The sequence below is a fragment of the Streptomyces graminofaciens genome (assembly GCF_030294945.1).
Classification (GTDB): Bacteria; Actinomycetota; Actinomycetes; order Streptomycetales; family Streptomycetaceae; genus Streptomyces; species Streptomyces graminofaciens.
On the sequence record NZ_AP018448.1, the window covers coordinates 1,064,887 to 1,087,043 of the forward strand.

The 22,157-nt window shown below is 68.7% G+C and carries 23 protein-coding genes and 2 pseudogenes; 14 read left to right on the forward strand and 11 right to left on the reverse strand.

Annotated features, from left to right (window positions below):
• The first annotated feature begins 17 nt into the window (after positions 1-17).
• Genes SGFS_RS04610 through SGFS_RS04630 form a run of 5 tightly spaced genes read left to right on the forward strand, consistent with a single transcriptional unit; the run spans position 18 to position 5,312 of the window.
• Positions 18-1,106 (forward strand): PEP/pyruvate-binding domain-containing protein, encoded by a 1,089-nt coding sequence (locus SGFS_RS04610; protein ID WP_286247818.1) that lies wholly within the window; start codon positions 18-20, stop codon positions 1,104-1,106.
• Positions 1,103-1,609, forward strand: a complete 507-nt coding sequence (locus SGFS_RS04615) for an acetyl-CoA carboxylase biotin carboxyl carrier protein (RefSeq protein WP_286247819.1) — start codon at positions 1,103-1,105, stop codon at positions 1,607-1,609. The genes SGFS_RS04610 and SGFS_RS04615 overlap by 4 nt, the downstream gene beginning before the upstream one ends.
• Positions 1,606-2,997, forward strand: a complete 1,392-nt coding sequence (locus SGFS_RS04620; protein WP_286247820.1) for an acetyl-CoA carboxylase biotin carboxylase subunit — start codon at positions 1,606-1,608, stop codon at positions 2,995-2,997. Before SGFS_RS04615 ends, SGFS_RS04620 begins: the two co-directional genes overlap by 4 nt.
• On the forward strand, positions 2,990-4,465 hold the full coding sequence (locus SGFS_RS04625) for a biotin carboxyl carrier protein (protein ID WP_286247821.1): 1,476 nt from the start codon (positions 2,990-2,992) through the stop codon (positions 4,463-4,465). Before SGFS_RS04620 ends, SGFS_RS04625 begins: the two co-directional genes overlap by 8 nt.
• Entirely contained in the window at positions 4,446-5,312 is an 867-nt protein-coding gene (locus SGFS_RS04630; protein WP_286247823.1) for an HAD-IIA family hydrolase, read from the forward strand. Before SGFS_RS04625 ends, SGFS_RS04630 begins: the two co-directional genes overlap by 20 nt.
• A 174-nt stretch (positions 5,313-5,486) precedes the next feature.
• Here SGFS_RS04630 and SGFS_RS04635 read toward each other — a convergent pair whose 3' ends face one another.
• Complete coding sequence (locus SGFS_RS04635; RefSeq protein WP_286247824.1) at positions 5,487-6,479, reverse strand: aldo/keto reductase; 993 nt, start codon at positions 6,477-6,479, stop codon at positions 5,487-5,489.
• Positions 6,480-6,598: 119 nt separating this feature from the next.
• Between SGFS_RS04635 and SGFS_RS04640 the strand changes: the two genes are divergently transcribed.
• Complete coding sequence (locus SGFS_RS04640; RefSeq protein ID WP_286247825.1) at positions 6,599-7,246, forward strand: TetR family transcriptional regulator; 648 nt, start codon at positions 6,599-6,601, stop codon at positions 7,244-7,246.
• 236 nt (positions 7,247-7,482) lie between these two features.
• Here SGFS_RS04640 and SGFS_RS04645 read toward each other — a convergent pair whose 3' ends face one another.
• The gene (locus SGFS_RS04645; RefSeq protein WP_286247826.1) at positions 7,483-8,625 is read right to left on the reverse strand and encodes a substrate-binding domain-containing protein; all 1,143 of its coding nucleotides are present in this window, start codon (positions 8,623-8,625) and stop codon (positions 7,483-7,485) included.
• A 416-nt stretch (positions 8,626-9,041) separates the two neighbouring features.
• Between SGFS_RS04645 and SGFS_RS04650 the strand changes: the two genes are divergently transcribed.
• The 5 genes from SGFS_RS04650 to SGFS_RS51285 are packed head-to-tail and all read left to right on the forward strand — an operon-like array spanning position 9,042 to position 13,286.
• On the forward strand, positions 9,042-11,501 hold the full coding sequence (locus tag SGFS_RS04650) for a sensor histidine kinase (protein ID WP_286247827.1): 2,460 nt from the start codon (positions 9,042-9,044) through the stop codon (positions 11,499-11,501).
• Entirely contained in the window at positions 11,482-11,958 is a 477-nt protein-coding gene (locus SGFS_RS04655) for a roadblock/LC7 domain-containing protein (RefSeq protein WP_286247828.1), read from the forward strand. The genes SGFS_RS04650 and SGFS_RS04655 overlap by 20 nt, the downstream gene beginning before the upstream one ends.
• A gap of 30 nt (positions 11,959-11,988) precedes the next feature.
• Positions 11,989-12,435 (forward strand): DUF742 domain-containing protein, encoded by a 447-nt coding sequence (locus SGFS_RS04660; RefSeq protein WP_286247829.1) that lies wholly within the window; start codon positions 11,989-11,991, stop codon positions 12,433-12,435.
• Complete coding sequence (locus tag SGFS_RS04665) at positions 12,383-12,997, forward strand: GTP-binding protein (protein ID WP_286247830.1); 615 nt, start codon at positions 12,383-12,385, stop codon at positions 12,995-12,997. The genes SGFS_RS04660 and SGFS_RS04665 overlap by 53 nt, the downstream gene beginning before the upstream one ends.
• Positions 12,933-13,286 (forward strand): ATP-binding domain-containing protein, encoded by a 354-nt coding sequence (locus SGFS_RS51285; RefSeq protein WP_350283971.1) that lies wholly within the window; start codon positions 12,933-12,935, stop codon positions 13,284-13,286. Before SGFS_RS04665 ends, SGFS_RS51285 begins: the two co-directional genes overlap by 65 nt.
• Here SGFS_RS51285 and SGFS_RS04670 read toward each other — a convergent pair.
• Positions 13,225-13,515 (reverse strand): annotated as a pseudogene (locus SGFS_RS04670) (UvrD-helicase domain-containing protein); the annotation flags it as partial. The gene SGFS_RS51285 and the pseudogene SGFS_RS04670 overlap by 62 nt on opposite strands.
• A gap of 28 nt (positions 13,516-13,543) precedes the next feature.
• On the opposite strand from SGFS_RS04670, the gene SGFS_RS04675 reads away from it, so the two are divergent.
• Together SGFS_RS04675 and SGFS_RS04680 are read left to right on the forward strand one after the other, a co-directional pair.
• A complete protein-coding gene (locus SGFS_RS04675; protein WP_286247831.1) occupies positions 13,544-14,092 on the forward strand; it encodes a DinB family protein in 549 nt (182 codons plus the stop codon).
• Between the two features lie 588 nt (positions 14,093-14,680).
• On the forward strand, positions 14,681-14,890 hold the full coding sequence (locus SGFS_RS04680) for a hypothetical protein (RefSeq protein WP_286247832.1): 210 nt from the start codon (positions 14,681-14,683) through the stop codon (positions 14,888-14,890).
• An 8-nt stretch (positions 14,891-14,898) separates the two neighbouring features.
• Here SGFS_RS04680 and SGFS_RS04685 read toward each other — a convergent pair whose 3' ends face one another.
• The 6 genes and pseudogenes from SGFS_RS04685 to SGFS_RS51295 form a co-directional block, all read right to left on the reverse strand.
• Positions 14,899-15,441, reverse strand: coding sequence for an NAD(P)H-dependent oxidoreductase (locus tag SGFS_RS04685; protein ID WP_286247833.1), 543 nt, complete (start codon positions 15,439-15,441; stop codon positions 14,899-14,901).
• Between the two features lie 143 nt (positions 15,442-15,584).
• On the reverse strand, positions 15,585-16,565 hold the full coding sequence (locus SGFS_RS04690) for an aldo/keto reductase (RefSeq protein ID WP_286247834.1): 981 nt from the start codon (positions 16,563-16,565) through the stop codon (positions 15,585-15,587).
• 179 nt (positions 16,566-16,744) lie between these two features.
• The gene (locus SGFS_RS04695) at positions 16,745-17,227 is read right to left on the reverse strand and encodes a nitroreductase family deazaflavin-dependent oxidoreductase (protein WP_286247835.1); all 483 of its coding nucleotides are present in this window, start codon (positions 17,225-17,227) and stop codon (positions 16,745-16,747) included.
• A 10-nt stretch (positions 17,228-17,237) separates the two neighbouring features.
• On the reverse strand, positions 17,238-18,083 hold the full coding sequence (locus tag SGFS_RS04700) for an SDR family oxidoreductase (protein ID WP_286247836.1): 846 nt from the start codon (positions 18,081-18,083) through the stop codon (positions 17,238-17,240).
• Positions 18,084-18,396: 313 nt separating this feature from the next.
• Positions 18,397-18,714: pseudogene (locus SGFS_RS51290) on the reverse strand (SDR family NAD(P)-dependent oxidoreductase); the annotation flags it as partial.
• Entirely contained in the window at positions 18,684-18,965 is a 282-nt protein-coding gene (locus tag SGFS_RS51295; RefSeq protein ID WP_350283972.1) for an SDR family NAD(P)-dependent oxidoreductase, read from the reverse strand. The pseudogene SGFS_RS51290 and the gene SGFS_RS51295, both read right to left, overlap by 31 nt.
• Before the next feature lie 242 nt (positions 18,966-19,207).
• On the opposite strand from SGFS_RS51295, the gene SGFS_RS04710 reads away from it, so the two are divergent.
• Positions 19,208-20,167, forward strand: a complete 960-nt coding sequence (locus SGFS_RS04710) for a helix-turn-helix domain-containing protein (protein ID WP_286247837.1) — start codon at positions 19,208-19,210, stop codon at positions 20,165-20,167.
• A gap of 272 nt (positions 20,168-20,439) precedes the next feature.
• On the opposite strand, the gene SGFS_RS04715 is transcribed toward SGFS_RS04710, so the two are convergent.
• Both SGFS_RS04715 and SGFS_RS04720 read right to left on the reverse strand, forming a co-directional pair.
• The gene (locus SGFS_RS04715; protein WP_350284077.1) at positions 20,440-20,817 is read right to left on the reverse strand and encodes a TOPRIM nucleotidyl transferase/hydrolase domain-containing protein; all 378 of its coding nucleotides are present in this window, start codon (positions 20,815-20,817) and stop codon (positions 20,440-20,442) included.
• Positions 20,818-21,684: 867 nt separating this feature from the next.
• Complete coding sequence (locus SGFS_RS04720; protein ID WP_286247839.1) at positions 21,685-21,993, reverse strand: hypothetical protein; 309 nt, start codon at positions 21,991-21,993, stop codon at positions 21,685-21,687.
• Positions 21,994-22,157 lie beyond the last annotated feature (164 nt).

Below are 22,157 nucleotides of genomic sequence, written 5' to 3' on the forward strand. Positions count from 1 at the left end.
ACGCAGGGAGCACCACGATGGACACGTCACCCCTCGTCCGCCGGTTCGGGGATCTACGGCTCACCGACCGGCCCACCGTCGGCGGCAAGGGCGCCAGCCTGGGCGAACTCACCTTCGCCGGCGCCCCCGTACCGCCCGGCTACGTCGTCACCACCACCGCCTTCGAGGCCTTCCTCGACGCCCTCGACCCGGACGGCGAGATCCGCGCCGGAGTCGAGGCTCTGGACGCCGAGAACACCGAGGCGATCGCCCGCGCGACCGCGCCGATCAAGGAGCGCATCGAAGCGGCCGAGCTGCCGGAGGAGGTAACGGCGGCGATCCGGGGCCACTACCGGGACCTGGACAGCGAGTCCGACACCCCCGGTGAGCCCGCCCCTGTCGCCGTACGCTCCAGCGCCACCAGCGAGGACGCGGAGGACGCCAGCTTCGCCGGACTCCAGGACACCTACCTGTGGGTGCGCGGCGAGGACTCCCTCGTCGAGCACGTCCGGCGGTGCTGGGCCAGCCTCTACAGCGTGGAGTCGGTGAGCTACCGGCGGCGGCTGGGCCTGCCGGAGCAGGATCTCGCGATGGCCGTCGTCGTCCAGCGCATGATCGACCCGCGCTGCGCCGGTGTCATGTTCACCCGTAGCCCGCTCACCGGGGACCGTTCCGTCGTCGCTCTCGAAGGAACCTGGGGCCTGGGGTCGGCACTCGTCGGTGGCGACGTGACACCCGACAAGTACGTCGTCGGCAAGGTCACTGGGGACATTTGCTCCCGCACGGTCTCGACGAAGCTGCGACAGCACCGGATGGACCCGAGCGGCTGCGGGGTGCTGGAGGAGGACGTACCGGAGTACCTGCGGGACGAGCCCTGTCTGTCCGACGCGGAGATCCAGGAACTGGTGCGGATCGGCCGACAGGTCGAGTCCCACTACGGGACCCCGCAGGACATCGAGTGGGCGATCTCCCGCAACCTCGTGCCCGGCCAGAACATCTTCCTGCTCCAGAGCCGCCCCGAGACGGTGTGGGCGAATCGGGCGAAGACGCCGACGGCCGCACCCAAGGCCAGGGCGTTCGACCATGTGCTGTCCCTGCTCGGCGGTACCGGCGGAGGCACGCCGTGAGCCTGACCGGCGAAGACGTCCAGGACATCCTGCGGATCATCGACGACATGGACGTCGATCGCCTCCATCTGCGCACCGGCCGGTTCGAACTGTCGCTGCGCCGGAGCGACGACGGCGAGTGGACACAGTCCGCACGCACCTCCGCCGAGCCGGTGCTGATGGACCGTGCGCCGGAGGAGCGGCCGGCTGACGGGGAGAGGGACGGGACCGCACCGGACAAGCAGGCGGTGTCCGGCCGTGAGGGCCTGGCCGAGGTACGTACGCCGTTGCCGGGAGCCTTCTACCGGGCGCCGAAGCCCGGCGCGCCGCCCTTCGTGGAGATCGGGGACGAGGTCACCGAGACCACCGTGGTCGGGATCGTCGAGACGATGAAGTTGATGAATTCCGTGTACGCGGGGGCGACCGGCACCGTGGCGGACATCGGTCTGGCCGACGGCGACTTCGTCGAGCAGGGGGCCGTGTTGATGTACATCGACACGGCGGCCGGCGGGGCGGCACCGTGATCCTGCGACGTGTCCTCATCGCCAACCGGGGCGAGATCGCCCTGCGGATCCTGCGTACCTGCCGACGGCTCGGCATCGAGACGGTGCTCGCCGCCTCCGACGCCGATCTCGCCTCCGTGCCCGCCCGGCTGGCCGACCGGGTGGTCCGCCTCGGTCCTCCCCCGCCGTCGGCGAGCTATCTCGACGTGGACGCCGTCCTCGCGGCGGCGCGGACCTCGGGAGCCGACGCCATCCACCCCGGCTACGGCTTCCTCTCAGAGAACCAGCGGCTGGCGCAGGCCTGCGCGGAGGCGGGCATCGTGTTCATCGGTCCCACCGTCGAACAACTCGCGGCCGTGGGCGACAAGTTGGAGGCCCGCCGGCACGCCATCGCGGCCGGGCTCCCGGTTGTGCCCGGCGGGCCGCTCGACGACGCCGGGGACGCCGCGCGGCTGGCGGCGGAGATCGGCTTTCCCCTCCTGGTCAAGGCGGTCGGCGGCGGCGGTGGCCGGGGCATGAAGCAGGTGCACGACCCGGCCGCGCTGGCCTCCACCATCGACCTGGCCATGGCGGAGGCGGGCGCCGCTTTCGGCGACCCCCGTGTCTATCTGGAACGCTTCGTCGCCACCGGCCGTCATGTGGAGGTCCAGCTCCTCGCGGACGGCGAGAACGTCGTCCATCTCGGCACCCGTGACTGTTCCGTGCAGCGCCGCTACCAGAAGCTCATCGAGGAGGCGCCGGCCCCGGTACTCGACGCGGCCCTGCGCGAGGAGATGCATCGCGCCGCGGTGGCCCTCGGCAAGTACCTGGGGTACCGGGGCCTGGGCACGGTCGAGTTCCTCGTCGACGTCGACCGGGGCACGTTCTACTTCCTGGAGATGAACGCCCGGATCCAGGTCGAGCACCCGGTCACCGAGGCCATCACCGGCCTGGATCTCGTCGCCGAGCAACTCGCCGTCGCCGAGGGGCGATCCCTCTCCTTCGGGCAGGCGGACGTCTCCTTCTCCGGGCACGCCATCGAGTGCCGGATCAACGCCGAGGACTGGGCCCGCGACTTCCAGCCGAGCCCGGGGACGGTGACCGAGGCGGTCTGGCCCCTCGGTGACGGCATCCGGATCGACACCCACCTCCAGGCCGGCGCGACCGTGCCGCCGTACTACGACTCCCTGCTGGCGAAGCTGATCGTCCACGGCCGGGACCGTGACGAGGCGCTGGCCCGACTGCGCGGCGCCCTCGCGCGGTGCGCGATCGACGGGGTCAGCACCAACACCGCCTTGCATCAAGCGGTGCTGACGGAAACCGACTTCGCGGAGGGCGGCGTGGACACCGCCTGGTTCACCCGGTTCCTGCGGGACCACCCGGCGGCCGGATCTGTGTCCTTGTCGTCCGGAGGAGGCACCCATGGCTGACATCCAGCTCGTCGACGTGTCATTGCGCGACGGCAACCAGAGCCTGTGGAGCGCCACCGGACTGGACACGGGCAAGATCCTCCAGATCGCCCCGATCCTGGACCGCGTGGGCTTCCGGGCCCTCGACTACACCTCCAGCACCCACATGGGCATGGCGGTACGGACCCACCGCGAGGACCCCTGGGAACGCATCCGGCTCACCCACCGGGCCATGCCCAACACCCCGCTGCAGTTCATCGGCACCGGGCTGCGCTTCATCTCCTGGGAGGTCGCCCACCCGGAGTTCATGCAGCTCGTCTACGACCGGCTGGTGGCCAACGGCGTCACCCGGTATGTCGTGCTCGACCCCATGCACGACATGGACGCCGTACGCGAGTCCGCGCGGATGATCCGCCGGGCCGGCGCCGGCGAGATCGTCGGAGCGCTCACCTACACCGTCAGCGACGTGCACGACGACGCCCACTACGGCTCCCTCGCCGCCCAGATGGCGGCCTGCCCGGACATCGACCGCGTCTACATCAAGGACCCCGGCGGACTGCTGACCACGGAGCGTGCCACCACGCTGATCCGGGCCGTCATCCGCCACCTCGGCGGCAAGCCGCTGGAACTGCACTCCCACTGCACCATCGGGCTGCCGGGCCTGACCTACCTCAAGGCCGCCGACCTGGGGGTGCAGGCGCTGCAAGTGGCCTGCGGGGCTCTGGCGGGCGGCACATCCCTGCCCAACGCCCAGCAGGTGGTGGCCAATCTGCGGGAGTTCGGCCACACCGTGGACATCGACGACCGGCTGCTCGGCGTGGTGTCGGACTACTTCCACCACATGGCCGGGGCCGAGGGTCTGCCCGCCGGCGGCCCCCGGGACTTCGACGCCGCGTTCATGCGCCACCAGGTGGCCGGCGGTGTGATGACCACGCTGCGCCGCCAGCTCGACGAACTGGGCTTCAGCGACCGCTTCGACGCGGTCATCGAGGAGGTGACCCGGGTCCGCGCCGAACTGGGCCACCCCATCATGGTCACCCCCTTCCCACAGATGGTCTGCACCCAGGCGCTGTACAACGTGGTCGGCGCCGAGCGCTACGCGAACGTCTCCGACCCGGTGATCCGGTATGTGCAGGGCAACTTCGGCAGGCCGACCGGCCCCGTGGACCCGGACATCGCCGACCGCATCCTCGACCGGCCGCGAGCCAAGGAACTCGCGGACGAACCGCCCCCGCCGACCGTCGCCGAACTGCGCGCGCGCTTCTCTCGTGGCATCAGCGACGAAGAGCTGCTCCTGCGGGCCACCATGCCCGCCGAGCAGGTGGACGCCATGGTGGCGGCCGGCCCGGCCCGGCAGCACTACAACCCCCGGGTGAAGCCGGTACTGAACCTGCTGCACGGCCTGCGGACCCGCCCGGCGACACCCGAACTGATCCTGGAACGGCCCGACTTCCGACTGGAGCTGCACCGTGACCGCCGACCCGACTGACGAGGCCGCCGCCCTGGTGACCGACCGCCTGCGCGCCATCGGCGGCATCGTCTTCGACCTGGACGGCACCCTCGTGCTGGGCGACCGACGCAACCACGGGCTCACACCCCTCCCCGGAGCCCTGGAACTCACCGCCGCGCTCACCGCACGCGGCCTGCCCTGGCTCACTTTCACCAACGGCACCACCCGTACGCCCGAGGAGTACGCGCGGACCCTGCGCCGGATCGGCTTCGACCTGCCCGACGAGGCCGTGCTCACCCCCGCCACCAGCGCCGTCGACCACTTCCTGGCCATGGGGCACCGCAGCGTGCTGGTGCTCGGCGGCGACGGGGTGAAGGAACCGCTGCGCCGGGCCGGCATCGAGGTCATCGAGCCCAAGGGGAAGCCCGAGGCAGACGCCGTACTGGCCGGCTGGTACCGCGAGTTCACCATGGACGACCTGGAGGCGGCCTGCCATGCCGTCCTCGGCGGCGCCGCCCTGTACAGCTGCTCCCAGTCGGTGTTCTTCGCCACGGCCGAGGGCAGGGCCCTGGGCACGTCCCGGGTCATCTGCGCCATGATCAGCAGTGTCACGGGGGTCACCGAACAGATCGTGGGCAAACCCTCCCTGATCGGCCTGCGATGCGCCGCACAGCGGCTGGATGTCGCCCCGCAGGAACTCGCCGTCGTCGGAGACGACCCGGAACTGGAGATGGCGATGGCCCGCGACGCCGGCGCCCTCGCCATCGCGGTGGGCACCGGCATCCATCCGGCGGACCGTTACACCGGACTCCCGCCGAAGCACAGTCCGCACCTCACCGTCGGCGGTGTCGGCGAACTCCTCGCGCTCCTGTCCACGGCAGGCTGACCACACCCGTACTCGGTCTCCACCAGCCGCCGCATCGCCGGGAGCCGAGCGCCGCACGATGAGCACGTCAGCGTCGGCTGGCAGAACTGGCGAGCGGGGCATGTCCCCAGAGACTGTTGGCCCCGTACACGACAATCAGGTACGAGGCCAACGACACATACGAGTGCTTCTGCGTCAGGCGGTTGAGAAGTTGGACAACATGGCGGCCGGGTATCGGCTTCCCGCCGAGCCCTGGGGAAGGACCTGCGTGATGTGTTTGAGGTCGGCGTCGGTGAGTACGACGTCGGCGGCGCCGGCGTTCTCCTCCAGGCGGTCGGCGTTGCGGGTACCGGGGATCGGAACCACGTCGTCACCCTGGGCGAGCAGCCAGGCCAGGGCGAGCTGGGCAGGGGTGATGCCCTTGGCCATGGCGAATTGTTTGAGCTGCTGCGTGGCGCGCAGGTTGTAGGTGTAGTTCTCGCCCTGCCAGCGCTCGTCCCAGCTGCGCATGTCGTCCGCGGGGTACTCTGCGGCGGGCTTGACCACACCAGTGAGGAAGCCGCGCCCGAGCGGGGAGTAGGGCACCAGGCCGATACCCAGTTCGCGCAGGACCGGCAGGATCTTCTCCTCCACCTCCCGCTCGAAGATCGAGTACTCGTACTGCAGGACCGAGACCGGGGTGACCGCGTGGGCGCGACGGATGTACTGCGGGCCGACGTTGCTCACACCGAAGTACTTCACCTTGCCCTCGGCGATCAGTTCGCCGACGACGCCCGCGACCTCCTCGACCGGAACGTCGGGGTCGGAGACGTGCTGGTAGAAGAGGTCGATGTGGTCCGTCCGCAGATAGCGCAGGCTGTTCTCTGCGACCTTGCGGATGTTCTCCGGGCGGCTGTCGAAACCGGAGCCGAATGGCTGCGCGGCCATGTCGAAGCCGAACTTGGTGGCCAGGACCACCTCGTCACGAAAGTCCTTGACCGCCTTGCCGAGCAGGATCTCGTTGCTGCCACTGCCGGCGCCGTACAGCTCGGCGGTGTCGAAGAAGTCGATCCCCAGCTCGTGGGCACGACGGATGGTGGCGGTGCTCTCCCCATCGTCCGAGGAGCCGTAGGCGAGGGTCATCCCCATGGTGCCGAGGCCGAGCGCGGACACGCGCAGGCCCTGTGAGCCCAGGTCGCGATGGTGCATGAGTTCTCTCCCTATGCAGGTGCCAGACAAGCCAGCACCAAACCAACCTGTTTGGTTTGAGTCTAGGCGTCAGTCACCGCAACGCCAAACCAAGCAGTTCGGCCGCTTATCCTGGTCGTATGCCTCGCCCCACCACCGCCGCCGACCAGACCGCGGAGCCCGCTGCCCCGGAGGGCGCCGACTCGACCCGTGAGCGGATCGTCACCGCCGCCAGGGACGAGTTCGCCCGCCACGGAATCGCCGGCGCCCGGGTGGACCGCATCGCCAAACAGGCCAGGACCAGCAAGGAACGCGTCTACGCGTACTTCCGCGGCAAGGAAGCGCTCTACGCGCATGTCTCCGCACGTGAACTGGCCCTGGTCGCGGAGGCCACCCCCATGGACCCGGCCGATCTGCCCGGCTACGCGGGTCGTCTCTTCGACCACTTCACCGTCGCCCGCCCCGACCACCACCGCCTGATCACCTGGGGACGCCTCGAACTCGCAGACACCACTCCCGACCACGACGACCCAATCCTGGCGACCATCGCCCGCAAGCTCGACCAATTGCGCCAGGCACAGCAAGCGGGACAACTCGATCCCGCCTGGGATCCGGTCGACGTCCTCGCCCTGGTCAACCAGCTCGCCACCACGTGGGCGACACAGACCGAGATCGGCGCCGCCGCGGCCGAACAGGCTGCGGACCCGTCCCTCGCCGCTCGCCGTGCCGCAGTGGTGGCAGCGGTCGAACGCCTCTTCCCCCGCGCGAAGCGGGGCCGAGCCCACTGACCGATGGGAGATCGGCTGCAGCGGCGCCTGCCGCCTGGCATGGCGGGTGTGTCACGGTCACACGGCCGAGGGCCCGCAGGCCTGATCAAGGACGCCGCCGACCCGTCCGGCCCCGATTCACAGCCTTGTTACCGGAATCGTTCAGGGACGCCGACGGGTCGCGTTGGGCCACTGAGTCCTGCTGCCGGTCGTCACACGCATTGCTGCCCCCCGCGGCCCCGACCGTTCGCCAGCCCCTATTTGTCCCAGATCTTGCGGTAGGCCTGACGGTAGCCCTCCGAGTCCCAGGACAGTGCACCGCCGCTGTTGTCCGCGGTGGTGATGTGGACAGGGGCGACATATCCGCTGGCCGGCTCGCCCGCGAAGGCGCGGTTGAACTCGTCGATGATCTGCCATCCCTGTTCGGACAGGGGCTCGGGCACGGTGGCGGACTGGAACTGTTTGCCGTTGATCCGCTCAAAGGCTGACGGGTCGCCGTCACCGGCACCGATGTTGAACGGAGCGCCGTCGCCCTTGTGACCGGCAGCGCGCAGCGCTGGTGCGGCGTGGTCGAAGTACAGGTCGTTGATGGCGGCGGAGTAGGTCCATCTGTCACCGAAGCGGGACTGGAGAGAGGAGACCTTGTCGACGGTGCGGCTGTTGGCCTCCGGGATGGGTATGTCCTCGTAGCTCAGCAACTCGACATCGGAACAGGTGGCGAGTTTCTTCTTGATCAGATCGGACTTCCGCTTGGCGAACGGTATCGAGGCGTCGGTGAACAGCACCACGCCCGCGCGGCCGCCCGAGCGGGCGATGATCCAGTCGGCGCTGATCTCCGCGACTTCCTCGACTCTGGTGGTGACGTTGCTGAAGAGCTTCGGATCCTTGCTGGGGCCAGGGGCGGCCGCGGCGTGCCAGCCGATCAGCGGGATGCCTGCGGCCTCGGCCCGCTCGACCTGCTTGGTCACGGACTTGGGGTCGAAGCCGCCGATGACGATGCCGGAGGGCTTGAGATCGATGGCCTCGGCGAAGGCCTTCCGGATGCCGGCGGGCGTGCCCTGCCCGTCGATGGTTCGGACGTCCCAGCCGAGGACCTTCGCCGCTTCCTGAACGCCCCTGGCGACTCCGGAGACACCGGGGTTGGTCATGGTCTGGGCGACATAGGCGATGGTCTTGCCGGAGACGGCCTCGGGTCCGGTGGTGGGGCCGCCCCAGGGAGCGTTGATGTCCTCGGCCTCCTTGACGGCCTGTTTCGCCTCCTCGAGGACGGCAGGGCAACCCGGCTCCCGCGAACCGACGGTGGACGCGTTGGTGGTCGAACCGCTGTCACAGCCCGCGGCAGCGGTGGCCAGGACCAGGAACGTGACGGCTGCCGCCGTAGCTTTGCGGGTGGGATGCACGGGATCTCCTCAACTGGACACGAGGGAATACGGGTTGCGTGGGGGGAGGAGAACGAGCCGGCAGACGGCCGGAATCACAACGACGGCAGCACCTCGGGCTGCGGCCCGGCGGGTTGTCGCGGTGGGAATGTAGCAGGGCCTCGACCAGTCCCTCCACGGAGGCAGCACCGCTCAGTAGGCGCGTACGAACAATTCGTAATCAATTCTTGATTACACACAGACTCAAAGCGATCACACAGGCGATAGTCTCCGACCGACCGGATCCGGACACATGACGTGATCCCGTCGTTCACGCCACATGTCCGATCGCTCACGCCCGGCGACACCGTGCGAGCGTCGGGCCTTTCCCGGTCGTTGACGGTCCTGCGGCAACGACCCTGCGGTCACTACTCACCCGAACATCGAAGGAGGCCAGCGTGCCCACGAACACAGTGGAGCCGCCGCCCGGACGCAGGGACCGGACTCCTCCGTTCCGCCGGAGGGCGGTATCCGTTCTCGCCCGGTGGCCTTTCCGGCGGAAACTCAACGTGCTCGTCATCGCGCCCATCGCGGTCGTCGGCGTACTGCTCGGCATCGGCGTCACCGGCCAGATCGAGCAGGTCCGCGACGCCGACCGGATCGCCGAACTGGTGCGCGACAGTGAGCAGGTGGCGGCGCTCATCAACGACATACAGGCCGAACACCGGCTGGCACTCCTGCTGTCCGTGCAGTACGAGGCGGCCCGCCCCGGGGCCTCCCAGCCGTCGACGAACGCATACCGCGAGGCACAGCAGGCCACCGACGAACGGGTCGCGGCCGTGCGGTCCGCGTTCGGGTCGAGCCTGCCGGCCGACGAAACGCAGGCGCTCGAGTACATCGCCAGCCTCGGCTCCCTGCGTGAGAAGCTCGGTCGGGACTATGTCCCCGCCGCCAACATCGACCCCGCCTACGCCGCCGCGGTCGGCTACCTCATCGACGGCATCGGACTCGACCGCTTCGCCGCGACCTCGGAGTCCTCGGTCACCAATCTGCTGGACGCGGCACTACGCGCGGACGCTGCCCACGCGGCCTTCGAGAGCGCCGTGTTCTCCGCACAGACCCGTGACGCGAACGCCCTCACCGAGTACACCCGCGCGGTCGGCGCCCACGAGCTCTACACCTACCAATCGGACCGCTTCAGCCGTATCGCCACGCCGGAGCAGGTCCTGAGGATGGGCGGCATCGAGCGCGGCGCCGAACAGAACGACATCACCTCCCAGTTCGCGGAGCTCCAGATCGATCCGGGCTCCCTGCAGTCGCAGACCACGCGGGAACTGCGCGAGAAGATCGCCGCCGGCGAGCTGCAGGCCGACGCGCGCCTCGGCATCACCCGGACGCTGATCAACCAGATCGCCGCTCAGGCCGACTCTCTGTCCGCGAACGCCCTGCGCAAGGCATGGTTGATGCTCGGTGTGGCTCTGCTCGGCTTCACCGCGTGGCTGGCGTTCTGTGTCGTGGTCCGGCGTTCGGTGATCCGCCCCCTCATGGCCCTGACCGGCTCCGCCCAGCAGGTGGTCGAGGCCGTCGACGAGGAGCTTGCCCGGGTCGCGGACGACGAGTCCGCCGACGACGCCCCGTTCCGACCGCAGGCGATTCCGGTCCCGGTCCGGGACGAGATCGGTGAGCTGGCCGAGGCCTTCAATCATGTGCAGGTCACCGGCGCCGCGCTGCTGGAGCGGCAGGTACTGAGCCGCCGCAACGTCGCCGAGATGTTCGGCAACGTCGGGCGCCGGGTCAGCAATCTGACCACCCGCCAGCTGTCGCTGATCGATGCCGTGGAACGCGAGGAGACCGACCCCGACCTCCTCGACCGGCTCTACCGCATCGACCACATCGCCGTACGACTCCAGCGCAACGCCGACAGCCTGATGCTGCTCGCCGGAATCCGCGAAACGGATGTCGAGGCCCGGCCGACCACTCTGGTTGACGTCATACGCTCCGGCCTCGGCCGGATCGAGGGATACCAGCGGGTGTCCCTGCGGTCCGAGACGGACATCACCGTGGGCCCCGACATCATCGGCGACCTGACACTGATGCTCGCCGAACTGCTGGAGAACGCGGTCTCCTTCTCCCCGTCCGACACTCCCGTCGAGGTGGTCGTGCGGCCCGGCACTGATGTCACCAAGGACGGCGGGGCACTGATCGAGGTCATCGACCACGGCCTCGGCATGAGCGCGGAACGCCTCGCCGAGGAGAACGCCCGCCTCGTCCGCCGGGAACGGCTCGACCTCGTGCCGACCAAGGTGCTCGGCCTCTTCGTGGTCGGTAGCCTCGCCCGCCACCTCGGACTTCGCGTCACCCTGAGCCGTACATCGGGTGGTGGTGTCACCAGTACCGTCTGGATCCCCTCCGTACTCCTCCTGGCGATGAGCCCCATGGACGGCACACCGCCCGCTGCCACGAGCCCGACCGGGACCACGGCAATGGGCACGACGAGGCGCAAGGGAACGGCGGTCGTAGCCGCCGAACCGGCCACCACGGCCGTTCCCGAGCGACGGCCGACCATCGTGTCACCGCACAGCGACCTGCCCCGACGTGTCCCACCTCGCCTCGGCGCGGGAACAACCACCACTCCCGAGGGACCTTCGTCGACAGCCACCCGGCCACTACGACGACGGGTCCGGGGCGCAACGCTCACCGTGACCACACCAGCGGCCGACCGGAACATCCCACCGGTGCGACAGCCTCTCGACGCCGAAGCCGTCCGCTCAGAACTCGACGAGTTCGAAGCCGCCGTACACCGGGCGGAACAGGACGCTGCCTCGCCCCCTGACGAATCCGGCACCACCGCAACACCAGAAACTCCAGAAACCCCAGAAGGCCAGAAGGAGACGGGCAGTGACCACGTCGACAGGTGACAGCACCCCCGAACAGGCGAAGCCCAACGACCTGCGAACCGCGGCGGCCGACTTCACCTGGTTGCTCGACCGCTTCGCCACGGACACCGCCGGTGTCGTCGACGCCATCGCGGTGTCGTCCGACGGCCTGCTGATCGCCGTCTCCCAACTACGAGACAGGGCCGACTCCGAGAGGCTCGCCGCGATCGTGTCAGGCATCACGAGTCTCGCCGCAGGCGTCTCCGGCAACTACAGCCTGGGCGGTCTCAACAAGGTCATTATCGACCTGGAAGGCGGCCATGTACTGGTGTCGGCCATCGGCAACGGCGCCGTTCTCGGTGTGGTCGCCTCCAAGGAGGCGAAACTGGGCAACATCGCCTACGAGATGACCCTCTTCGCCAACCGCGCCGGGGCCGCACTCACCCCCCAACTGGTGATGGAGCTGAAGAACAGCGTCGGCTCCACACCGGCCGGCTGACCCATCCCCGCAAGGCAGGAGGTCGTCGTCATGGCCGTCGGTGGACAAGGACCACATGAGGCAGCAGAGGACACTTGGGGCGGCTCGCCGGAGCCGATCGGCCGCGCCCCCGCGGTCCGGCCGTTCTTGCTCACCGCCGGGCGGGTGTCGGGGCGCGGCGCAGCGGCACCGATCCCGATCGAGACCCAGATCGTGTCGACCTCGGCCGGACTCTCCGTCCTCGGCACGCTCGCCTTCGAACACCACGACATCGTCGCCGCCTGCCGGCGGCCGCAGTCGGTGGCGGAACTGGCCGCCTGCCTGCGACTGCACCTCAACGTGGTCCGGGTGCTCGCCGAGGACCTGTGTGCCGCCGGGCACCTGGCTGTCCACGTGCCCAACGCCCGGACCGCCCAGGACATCTCCGTACTGCGAAGGGTTATCAATGGTCTCCGTGCCGTCCCCGACTCACGGGGCACACTCCGCGACAGCGGCTGAGCAGCCGCCGCTACCGGTCAAGCTGGTCATCGCCGGCGGCTTCGGGGTCGGCAAGACCACCACCGTGGGCTCGATATCAGAGATACGACCGCTCACCACGGAAGCCGCGATCACCGAGGTCGCGGCAGGCGTGGACGACCTCACGCACACTCCCGGCAAGACCACCACCACCGTCGCCCTGGACTTCGGCTGCATCACGCTCGACCCGACCCTGAAGCTGTACCTGTTCGGGACACCGGGCCAGGACCGGTTCGGCTTCATGTGGGACGACGTGGTCGAGGGCGCTCTCGGTGCCCTCGTCATCGTGGACACCCGCCGCCTCGACGACTGCTACGCCGCCGTGGACTACTTCGAGCACAAGCGCATCCCCTTCGCGGTCGCCGTCAACGCGTTCGACGGGGAGGTCGAACACGACCTGGACGAAGTGCGGTGGGCACTGGACATCGCCGAGCACGTCCCGCTGATCGTCTTCGACGCACGCAAGACGGGCTCCGTCCGTGACGCGCTCCTGGTCGTACTCAACGTCGCCCTCTCCCGCGCCGAATCGGCCGCGGCGACCTGACTGCCACCCCTCGCCCAGGACGGCAGTCGCCGCCACAGCCTTGACCGAACTGATCCTTGGCCTGACGTGCCATCAGGCCAAGGGCAAGGAGTGGAGCACCGTCGGGGTCCGGCTGGAGGAGAACGATACGGCAGCGCTGCACAACGGCCTCGTCCCCGAAGACGAGGAGCATCGTTCCCTGTACGTCGCCCTTACCCGGGCACGCCGCCACACCATCGCTCTTGTTCGAGCCAGCGGTTGGCTTGTTCGGCGAGCAGAGGGCCGAAGCGGAAGGAGCGGGTCAGAGTGAGAGCGGTGGCGTCGAAGTCGGTCATCACATCGCGGGCACCTCGCCAGCCATAGATGGCCTTGGCGGAGTCGCCGACCATGACGAGTTGGGGGTGGTCGCGCCGGGCGTCGAAGACCTGTTCCAGGACGGCGTTGGTGTCCTGGGCTTCATCGAGGAAGAGGAAGTTTGCTTCGATCCTGGGCTGGATCAGCGCCCACATCTTCAGGTAGTGGTCGTGTTCGAATCGGACCGGTCTCCGTTGTGTGTAGTGTGCGGAAATGACAAGAAGCGAGCGAATCGCGGACCAGCTGGACCGGCACTGGCACAAGAACCTGCGGCCGCGGCTGCACGGTCTTGCCGATGAGGAGTACTTCTGGGAGCCGGTACGTGGCTGCTGGAGCATCCGCCCACGTGACACGTCGGCCGCACCGATGTCGACAGGTTCGGGGGAATGGACGATGGACTCCGCGTCGCCTGACCCGGTGCCAGCGCCGGTGACCACGATTGCCTGGCGGCTGGCGCACATCATCGTCTCCTGCCTGGGCTACCGGGTCGGATGGCACTTCGGCGGCCAGGACGTCGACTCCCAGACATTCGCCTACGCGGGGACTGCTGACGAGGCGCTAAAACAGCTCGATGAGATGTATGGGAGATGGAACGCGGGGGTCCGCGAGCTCTCGGACGCTGACCTGGAGAATCCGCCCACGGTGGGTCCCGAGCGGTTTCCCATGGAGGGCATCGTCCTGCACGTCAACAGGGAGCTGATCCATCACGGCGCCGAGATTTCCCTGCTGCGCGACCTCTACTGCCGGACCTGGAGGAGATGAACCGCCCTGAGGGCCGACTGTTCCCGCCCGCGATCACCTCCGACGGTCCGATAGAACTCGGCGCCAGGCTGGCCGACTTCGTCCGGCGATTCCCTGACAGGGCGGCAGCGGCCAATCGAGCCGTGTTCCTGGCCCGTACCGAACTCGGTCTGCGCTCGATCGAGGAAGCCGGCCTCACCCGGCCGACATCAGCCGGGTCACCCATGTGTTCTCCGGTGGAGAGGCCTACCTCGGCAACATCTTTGATCGCCGCCCGAGCGGTGCAGGGCTTCGACGCCGCGATCGTAGCGCCGCTGACACGCTCACCTTGCTGTCGGCCGCCGTCCTGCCGAACGCCGTGCGTGGCCTTCGGCATCTGGGGCGCGGCCAGCCGGCATCGCTGTGGCCAATAAGCCGCAGCAGAACGGCAGTCAGGGCTGGTCGCACCGAGCAAACACTGCGATCCGCCAGCCCTCAGAGGTGCGGGCGAACTGGATGGTTCTTGCCCCATCCCCCCTCGAACGGCGCACCGTCCAAGTCCCGGACTTGCGGTACTCGCCGAACGCGACGCGATATCACCGGAAATGGCGCGACAGTAACAGCGCAGGAGTGCCGGACACCGTCGGTCCCGACAAGCTGCGGTACGTCGTCGAGAAGCCCGTCGCACGCCCCATGCGACAGGGCCTCGAAGCAAAGCCTGCGGAAATGACGACCGGCTTCGGACGGCCTCTGGCAAACTCCCGCGAGGACGGGGACGGCCTCCTCGCCCAGCAGGTCGATCTGCCCAGCACGGAGGAGGGCAAGCAGCCGCGGTGGTGAGAGCGCGGTCAGGCGGCTAGGGAGGCGAGCAGTTCGTTGTACTGCTTGGCGGCGGTGGCCAGGTCCTCGTCGGAGAGGCCGAAAGCCGTGCCGCACACCTTGACCATCGGCTGCTGGAAGTCGAACTGGCACAGCCGCAGGGTCGCCTCCCAGCTGTTGAGGAGGGTTTCCAGGGTGGCCTTGTTCGAGCCTTCGGGGGTGTAGTGGTCGGCGGGGACGCCCGCGGTGACGGCGACGACCGCCTTCTTGCCCGCCAGCTGCGAGGCAGAGCCGTCGAGGGTGAAGGCCCAGCCGAAGGTGAGGACCTTGTCCTGCCACTGCTTGAACAGCGGGGTGGTGTTGTACCAGAACACCGGGTGCTGGAAGACGATCACATCGTGCTCCGCCAGCAGCGCCTGCTCGGCGGCGACATCGATCTGGAAGTCGGGGTAGGTGGCGTAGAGGTCGTGCACGGTGACATGGGGCAGATCGCGGACAGCGTCCACGAGCGCCGCGTTGGCCTTCGACTGGGACAGGTCGGGGTGGCCTACGACGAGGAGAACCTTGGACATGATGAGAAACCTTTTCAGTGATCAGTGAAATGGGTGAAGAAATGCAGGTTGGTCGGGTGTGACGGGTCAGGAACTTCGCCGGGGCGTCAGTCCTTCGCGAAGTCCAGGAGCGCGGGCTGAGCCGGGCGCAGCGGTGCCGGCGGTCAGCGGTCGATGCTGGCCATGTTGGCCTCGTCGTGGCGTTCGCCCGCCGCCGGTGTGAGGTTGTTCAGGCGGTCGAGCTGAGCGGCGCTGAGTTCGATGCCGTCGGCGGCGGTGTTCTCCTCGACGCGCGAGACCCGGCGGGTTCCGGGGATGGGGGCGATGTCGTCGCCGCGGGTGAGCAGCCATGCCAGCGCGGTCTGGCCCGGGGTGGCTCCGATCTCGGCGCCGATGGCCTGGACTTCGTCGACGATGCGCAGGTTGCGTTGGAAGTTCTCGCCGGTGAAGCGCGGGTTGGTCTTGCGCCAGTCGTCGTCGGCGAAGTCGTCGACGGTGCGGATCTGCCCGGTCAGCAGGCCGTGCCCGAGCGGCGAGTAGGGAACGAACCCGATGCCGAGCTCGCGCAGCAGCGGGAGGATTGCGGCCTCGACGTCGCGGGTCCACAGGGAGTATTCGGTCTGCAGCGCGGCGACCGGATGCACGGCGTGTGCCCGGCGGATCGTCTCAGGGCCGGCTTCGGAGAGCCCGATGTGGCGCACCTTGCCCTCGGCGACCAGCTCGGCCAGCGCGCCGAAGGTCTCCTCGATGGGCGTGTTCGGGTCGACGCGGTGCTGGTAGTAGAGGTCGATGTGGTCGGTGCCGAGCCGCTTGAGCGAGCCTTCGACCGCGGTCTTCACGTTGTCGGCGCTGCTGTCGATGACGCCGGGGCCGTCGCCGGCGTGGGAGACGAGACCGAACTTCGTCGCCACGACGACGTCGTCGCGTCGGCCCTTGATGGCCTTGCCGACGAGTTCCTCGCTGTGGAAGGGGCCGTAGATCTCGGCGGTGTCGATGTGGGTGACCCCGAGGTCCAGCGCCCGGTGGACGGCGCGGATCGACTCGGCGTCATCGAGCCCTCCGCCCGTGGTGTAGACACCGGCCATGGTCATGGCTCCCAGGCCCATGCGCGAGACGTCAAGCCCGCCTAGTGATACGTGCTTCATCAGGTACTCCTTGTCGTGACGGCCGTCAGGCCCGGTCGGTGTCGTGATCAGTGCGGTACGCCACCAGCCGGCGGACCGTGCTTCGGGGCGTATTGCTCAGGCGTGGGGTGGCCGTAGGCCAGGCCGGTGTCACCGGTGACAGGCTGCGGGGATCGGTAGGCTGAATCGGTTGTGCCGGGTCAGTGCTCCTGGGCAGCCGGTTCCAGGACGAGGACCGGGATTTCGCGGTCGGTGTTCTGCTGGTATTCGGCGTAGGTCGGGAAGGCCTCGACGGCTCGGGCCCACCACAGGGCCTTCTCGTTGCCGGTCACCTCGCGTGCCAGCATGTCCTGGCGTAGGGGGCCGTCCTGAAGTTCGACTCGGGGGTCGGCCACCGCGTTGAGGTACCAGACCGGGTGCTTGGGGGCTCCTCCCGCGGAGGCGACCACGGCGTAGGAGCCGTCGTGCTCCACCCGGATGACCGGGGACTTGCGGATCCTGCCGCTCTTCGCGCCCAGGGTGGTCAGGATGACGACGGGCACGTCCCGGAGCTTCTCGTCTTCTTCCCGTGTGACCAGGACACTCAGCGTCGTTCCCTGTGTACCGCCGGAGCTTTCGTACAGCTCCACATGGTCACGTACGAACTGCTCCCTGCTCGGCTCGTACTCGCCTTTGAGTGGCATGTTGTCCCTCTCAGGCGTGGGTGTTGTCGTAGGCGAGGTTGTCGCCCAGTTCGCGGGATGCCTCGGCCTGGGCGAGGAGTTCCTTCGCCTTGGCCGCGGCGGCCTCGATGGCGTCCGCGCCGGCGACGAAGCGCTGCAGGGGCTTCTCCTGCTGGGCGATGGTGAGCAGGGCGCGGGCGAGCTTGGCGGGGTCGCCGGGCTGCTTGCCGTTGATGCTCTTGATGCCCTCGATCCTGGGGGCGGTGCGCGGGGCGTAGTCGTGGATGGACAGCTCGGGCCAGGTGGGGGACCCGTCCACGAGGAATTCGGTGCGGAAGTAGCCAGGCTCCACGGCTGTGGTGTGGATCCCGTAGGGCTCGACGTCGTAGCGAAGGGACTCCATCCAGCCCTCTTCCGCGAACTTGGAGGCGGCGTAGGCGGAGGTGAACTCCATGCCGACCAGGCCGGCGGTCGAGGTGATGGTGATGATGTGCCCGGCGCGCTGGCGGCGCATGATCGGCAGGACGGCGCGGGTGACGTTCATCGGGCCGAAGAGGTTGGTCTCGAACTGCTGGCGCATCTGCGCGGGCGAGATCTCCTCGAAGTAGCCGGCGACAAGATACCCGGCGTTGTTGATCAGGACGTCGATGCGGCCGAAGCGGTCGACGGCGGCCTGCGCGGCGGACTCCGCGTCGTCCAGGCTGGTGACGTCCAGCTTGGTGACCAGCAGGTTGTCCTGCGGCCCGCCCAGGGTCTTCTCGACCTCCTCGGGACGGCGGCCGGTGGCGACGACCTGGTGCCCGGCGGCCAGGGCCTCGCGGGCGATGTCCGTGCCCAGACCGCGTCCGGCACCGGTGACGAGAATGACCTTGCTCATGAGGAATTCCTTTCAGGCGCCATATCCGGCACCCGGTATGTGCGGGGGTGATGTGTCGTGCCCGTCCCGGCGGCGGGCCAGGGATGGACAGGGGAGGATCTGGCGGGTCGGACGGCGTCAGGCCGACTCGGTGGGCATGATCCACAGGTCGGCGATGGAGGCATGCCGGGGGCGCGTGACCATGTAGGCAACGCCGTCGGCGATGTCCTCGGGGGCGAGGAACTCGACCACTCCGAGGAGGGGGGGTGATCATCGCGTCCTGGATCTCGGGCTTGTTGTGCGAGGCCAGCTCGGTGTACACACCACCCGGCTCCAGGACACCGACGCGGACGTGCCGCTGGGTGACTTCCTGGCGCAGGGACTCGGTGAAACCGTTCACACCGAACTTGGTGAGGTTGTAGACGCCGAGACCGTTCGTGGCGACGCGGCCGGCGACGGAGCTGATGTTGACGATGTCGGCGACCCGGCGCGGACCGTCCTCGGCGGCCTTGAGCAGGTGCGGGAGGGCGGCACGGGTGGTGTAGAGCAGGCCCTGGACATTGACGGCGATCATGCGCTCCCACTCCTCGGCGTCCGCGCCGACGACCGGGCCCAGGAGCATCACGCCGGCGTTGTTGACCAGAGTGTCCAGCCGACCGAAGTACTCGACCGTCTGCTCGACGGCGGCCTCGGCCTACTGCGGTCGGTGATGTCCGCTTCCACCACCAGCGCGGTGCCGCCGGCCTTCTCGATCTCGGCGGCGAGACCGTCCAGACTGTCCTTGCGCCGAGCCACCAGAGCCACGGACGCGCCGTGCTCGGCGAACTGGTGGGCGGTGGCCTCGCCGATACCGCTGCTCGCGCCGGTGACGAGAACGACCGTGCCAGTCAGTTTCGATGCCATGGGGGGGTTTCCTGTTTCTCTGGTTCTGTTCTTCGGATCTCTACATGTGCGGCACAGGGCCCGGCGGGGCGGACCCGTGCGTGCCGAGGGCGCGGCGAGCGCGCCGTATCCGGGCCGTTCACACCGCCGTGAGGCGGTGCATCACCAACAAAACCGGTTGTCACGGGAGTGTGGGAGTCCCTGATGAGGGGGTCACTGACAGGGACCCCCTCCCCGGCGGAAGCGCTCGTAGAGTGGAGCGCGTGGCAGGCAGAAACGACCCCAACGGCACCAACCGCGACATCCGTGATGACTTCCGCGCGGAGATCCGGGAATTCCTGGGCACGCGACGGGCCAAGGTCACCCCTGAGCAGGCCGGACTGCCGGTCTACGGCGGAGAGCGCCGACGGGTCCCTGGACTGCGCCGCGAGGAGGTCGCCCTGCTCGCGGGCATCTCCAGCGAGTACTACACCCGGCTGGAGCGCGGCAACGCCACCGGAGTCTCCGAGAGCATCATCGACGGCATCGCGCAAGCGCTGCAGCTCGACGAGGCCGAACGCATCCACCTGCTCGACCTCCTGCGCGGCGCAGGCACGACCCGCCCACCACGCCGCCGACCGGCCCAGCAGCGCGTGCGGCCCCCGGTGCAACGCGTCCTCGACTCGATGAGCGGCACCCCCGCCTTCATCCTCAGCGGACGCGGGGACATCCTGGCCGCCAACCACCTCGGGCACGCCCTGTACTCCCCGGTCTACGCCGACCCGGTGCGCCCGCCCAACAACTCCAGGTTCATCTTTCTCGACCCCCGCGCGATTGAGTTCTTCCGCGACTGGGACCAGGTCGCAGGCGACTGTGTCGCCATGCTGCGCGCCGAGGCCGGCCGCGATCTCTACGACCGGCGGCTGACGGACCTGATCGGGGAGCTGTCCACCCGCAGCGAGGAGTTCCGGCGCCGCTGGGCGGCCCACAACGTCCGAATGCACGCCACCGGCGTGAAGCTCCTGCACCACCCGGTCGTCGGCGACCTCGACCTGCCCTTCGAAACCTTCCCTCTAGGCGCCGACCCCAGCCAGGTCCTCCTCACCTACACAGCTGAGCCTGCCTCGCCCTCGCAGGACGCCCTGAACCTGCTGGCCAGCTGGGCCGCGGCCAACGACGACATCGAGCGGTCCGCGCCGGCTACTGACTCCGAACCGGTCGACTCCTCCGACACTCCCGACTGATCGATGAGCCACGCGTGTCGATCCGCAGGGGTCGTCAACGCTTCCTGCGCAGCGGCACGATCCTCCACCGAAAGCATCGGCTGCCACGACTGCCCTTCGGGGCAACAGTCCGCAGCATCTGACTCTTCAAGCGGCCAGATCAGACCTGGTACCCCCAAGAATCGCCAAGACGAGCGACACTCTGACCCGCGGCTACTCCATGGCCTTCACCGCTGCTGGCCTCCTTTGCCTGGCCGCTGACACTGGCCGCACGGTCGTCACCACGCCCGCCATCAACGCCAAGAACCAGTAGCCCTCCGAAGGCGCGCCGGCCGACCTTCGGCGTGGGCTGACTCCTCGAAACGGGCACGGACATCGCCCCGTCGACTGGCCGAGGTCAGCATCTCCGCCGAGCACTTCAGCTTCTTGCGCATCTCCGCGGAGGTACCGGCTGGAAACAGGTCCCGGTCCCGGATGCAGGCCACGGTGACCGGTATCTGCTCGCCGTCACGCTGGAGGATCCGGCTGTAGCGGAAGAGACCGACGCCGCCGACATTGACGACGCTGACGCCGCATTCGCTGAACGACCGGCCGACCGCCTGTGCGAGGGCGGGCAGGAGAATGGCTTCGGCGTCGCCCTCGACGATGGCCACGCTGCGAGCGAAGAACAGGTTGGCTGGTCACCTCGAGGAAGCGGGTAAGGAAGGCGTAGTCCCCCTCGTCGAGCCGGGTCAGGCCCGGTGCCAGGCGGAAGGTCGATCCGCGGGCGACGAGGGTGAGGTGTTCGACCGGGGTGGCCGAGGCCAGGTTGGGGCTGTGGGTAGTGAGGATGACTGGACCGGCGGCGTCTCCGCTGTGTTCGCGGTCTCGGCGCGATCCCGCAGGAGGTCCATGATGCGGGTCTGGAGCTGCGGGTGGAGGTGAGCTCGGGTTCCTCGATCAGCAGCAGGGGCGCGAAGTCGCTGTTGCCGAGCAGGAGCAGTTCGGCCGCCATGAACAGGGCGTTGTTGTAACCCAGGCCATGTCTGGTCCACTCCCCCGTGCCCGCGAACAGCGTGAGCTCCAGCCGCTCCAGCGCACGGGCGAGTGTGGCATCACCCGCAACGCCGATCTCACCGCGCAGGACGTCCGAGCCGATGGAGAACTTCTGCAGGTAACCGGTGTTGATGTCGTCCCGGGCCGCGGCCACCGCCTCGTTGTCGCTGATGTGCCGTTCCGCGCGGCGCAGGATCCCGACCAGGGTGGAGGCGCTGCCGGTCGCCTCGTCGAAGTCGTCCTCACCTTGTGCACGCATGGCCGGGTAGCCGGCCAGGATTTGCGACAGCCGTGATCCCCGGCCGGAGCGCAACTCCGCCTCGGCATCCCGCAACGGACGCAGATAGGTGGCTTTCAGCAGTTCACGCGCAGCACCGTCCAGGGCCGGCCCCTGCCCATCGCGGCCGGTGCGCGTGGTCACCGCGACGCGGTGGGGCCGCAACGGGTCCTCAACTCCGCCTTGACGGTGACGTAGAGGGCGACGTTGCCCTCATCGTCCGTGGTCAGCAACTCAGGAAGACGGTTTGCTCCTCCGTCGTGAGGCCCTTGAACCCACAGGTGATCTTGAAAGTGCCCGCGCGGCCGTCCGGTCCGACGTGGAAGTCGTCGCGCGTGATGCGGTAGAAGTCAGCCGCGGTCGCCAGCAGGCACAGGCGGATCGCATCGATGATGGCCGTCTTGCCGCTGTCACCCGGGACGTCGTCTCCGGGGCCCCGGCCGAAGCCGGCAGCCACCTGGCCCGCACCCGTTCGGAAGCCCCCCTCGACCACGGCGGCATTGAGGAGCCCGCGCGAGGCGCCCCCCACCGACATGCCTCGCGGGCCTTGGAGCACTCGCCGGGTTCCCGTCGCCGGGCGATCTGTCCGCAGGTTCGGGCAGGGAGCCCGCGCAGGTGAATCGCGGGGAGGTCGACCTCCGCTCTGGTAATTGACAGGGTACGGACGTACCTCTTAACGTACCCGCATCCCGGGCAAGG

Excerpts from the sequence above, each read along its gene's own strand:
- SGFS_RS04690 (WP_286247834.1), bottom strand. The coding sequence starts at position 16,565 with ATGAAGCACGTATCACTAGGCGGGCTTGACGTCTCGCGCATGGGCCTG.
- SGFS_RS51295 (WP_350283972.1), bottom strand. The coding sequence starts at position 18,965 with ATGGCATCGAAACTGACTGGCACGGTCGTTCTCGTCACCGGCGCGAGC.
- SGFS_RS04665 (WP_286247830.1), top strand. The coding sequence starts at position 12,383 with ATGGTCTCCGTGCCGTCCCCGACTCACGGGGCACACTCCGCGACAGCG.
- SGFS_RS04695 (WP_286247835.1), bottom strand. The coding sequence starts at position 17,227 with ATGCCACTCAAAGGCGAGTACGAGCCGAGCAGGGAGCAGTTCGTACGT.
- SGFS_RS04610 (WP_286247818.1), top strand. The coding sequence starts at position 18 with ATGGACACGTCACCCCTCGTCCGCCGGTTCGGGGATCTACGGCTCACC.
- SGFS_RS04675 (WP_286247831.1), top strand. The coding sequence starts at position 13,544 with ATGACAAGAAGCGAGCGAATCGCGGACCAGCTGGACCGGCACTGGCAC.
- SGFS_RS04720 (WP_286247839.1), bottom strand. The coding sequence starts at position 21,993 with ATGTCGGTGGGGGGCGCCTCGCGCGGGCTCCTCAATGCCGCCGTGGTC.
- SGFS_RS04640 (WP_286247825.1), top strand. The coding sequence starts at position 6,599 with ATGCCTCGCCCCACCACCGCCGCCGACCAGACCGCGGAGCCCGCTGCC.
- SGFS_RS04660 (WP_286247829.1), top strand. The coding sequence starts at position 11,989 with ATGGCCGTCGGTGGACAAGGACCACATGAGGCAGCAGAGGACACTTGG.
- SGFS_RS04635 (WP_286247824.1), bottom strand. The coding sequence starts at position 6,479 with ATGCACCATCGCGACCTGGGCTCACAGGGCCTGCGCGTGTCCGCGCTC.
- SGFS_RS04625 (WP_286247821.1), top strand. The coding sequence starts at position 2,990 with ATGGCTGACATCCAGCTCGTCGACGTGTCATTGCGCGACGGCAACCAG.
- SGFS_RS04685 (WP_286247833.1), bottom strand. The coding sequence starts at position 15,441 with ATGTCCAAGGTTCTCCTCGTCGTAGGCCACCCCGACCTGTCCCAGTCG.
- SGFS_RS04700 (WP_286247836.1), bottom strand. The coding sequence starts at position 18,083 with ATGAGCAAGGTCATTCTCGTCACCGGTGCCGGACGCGGTCTGGGCACG.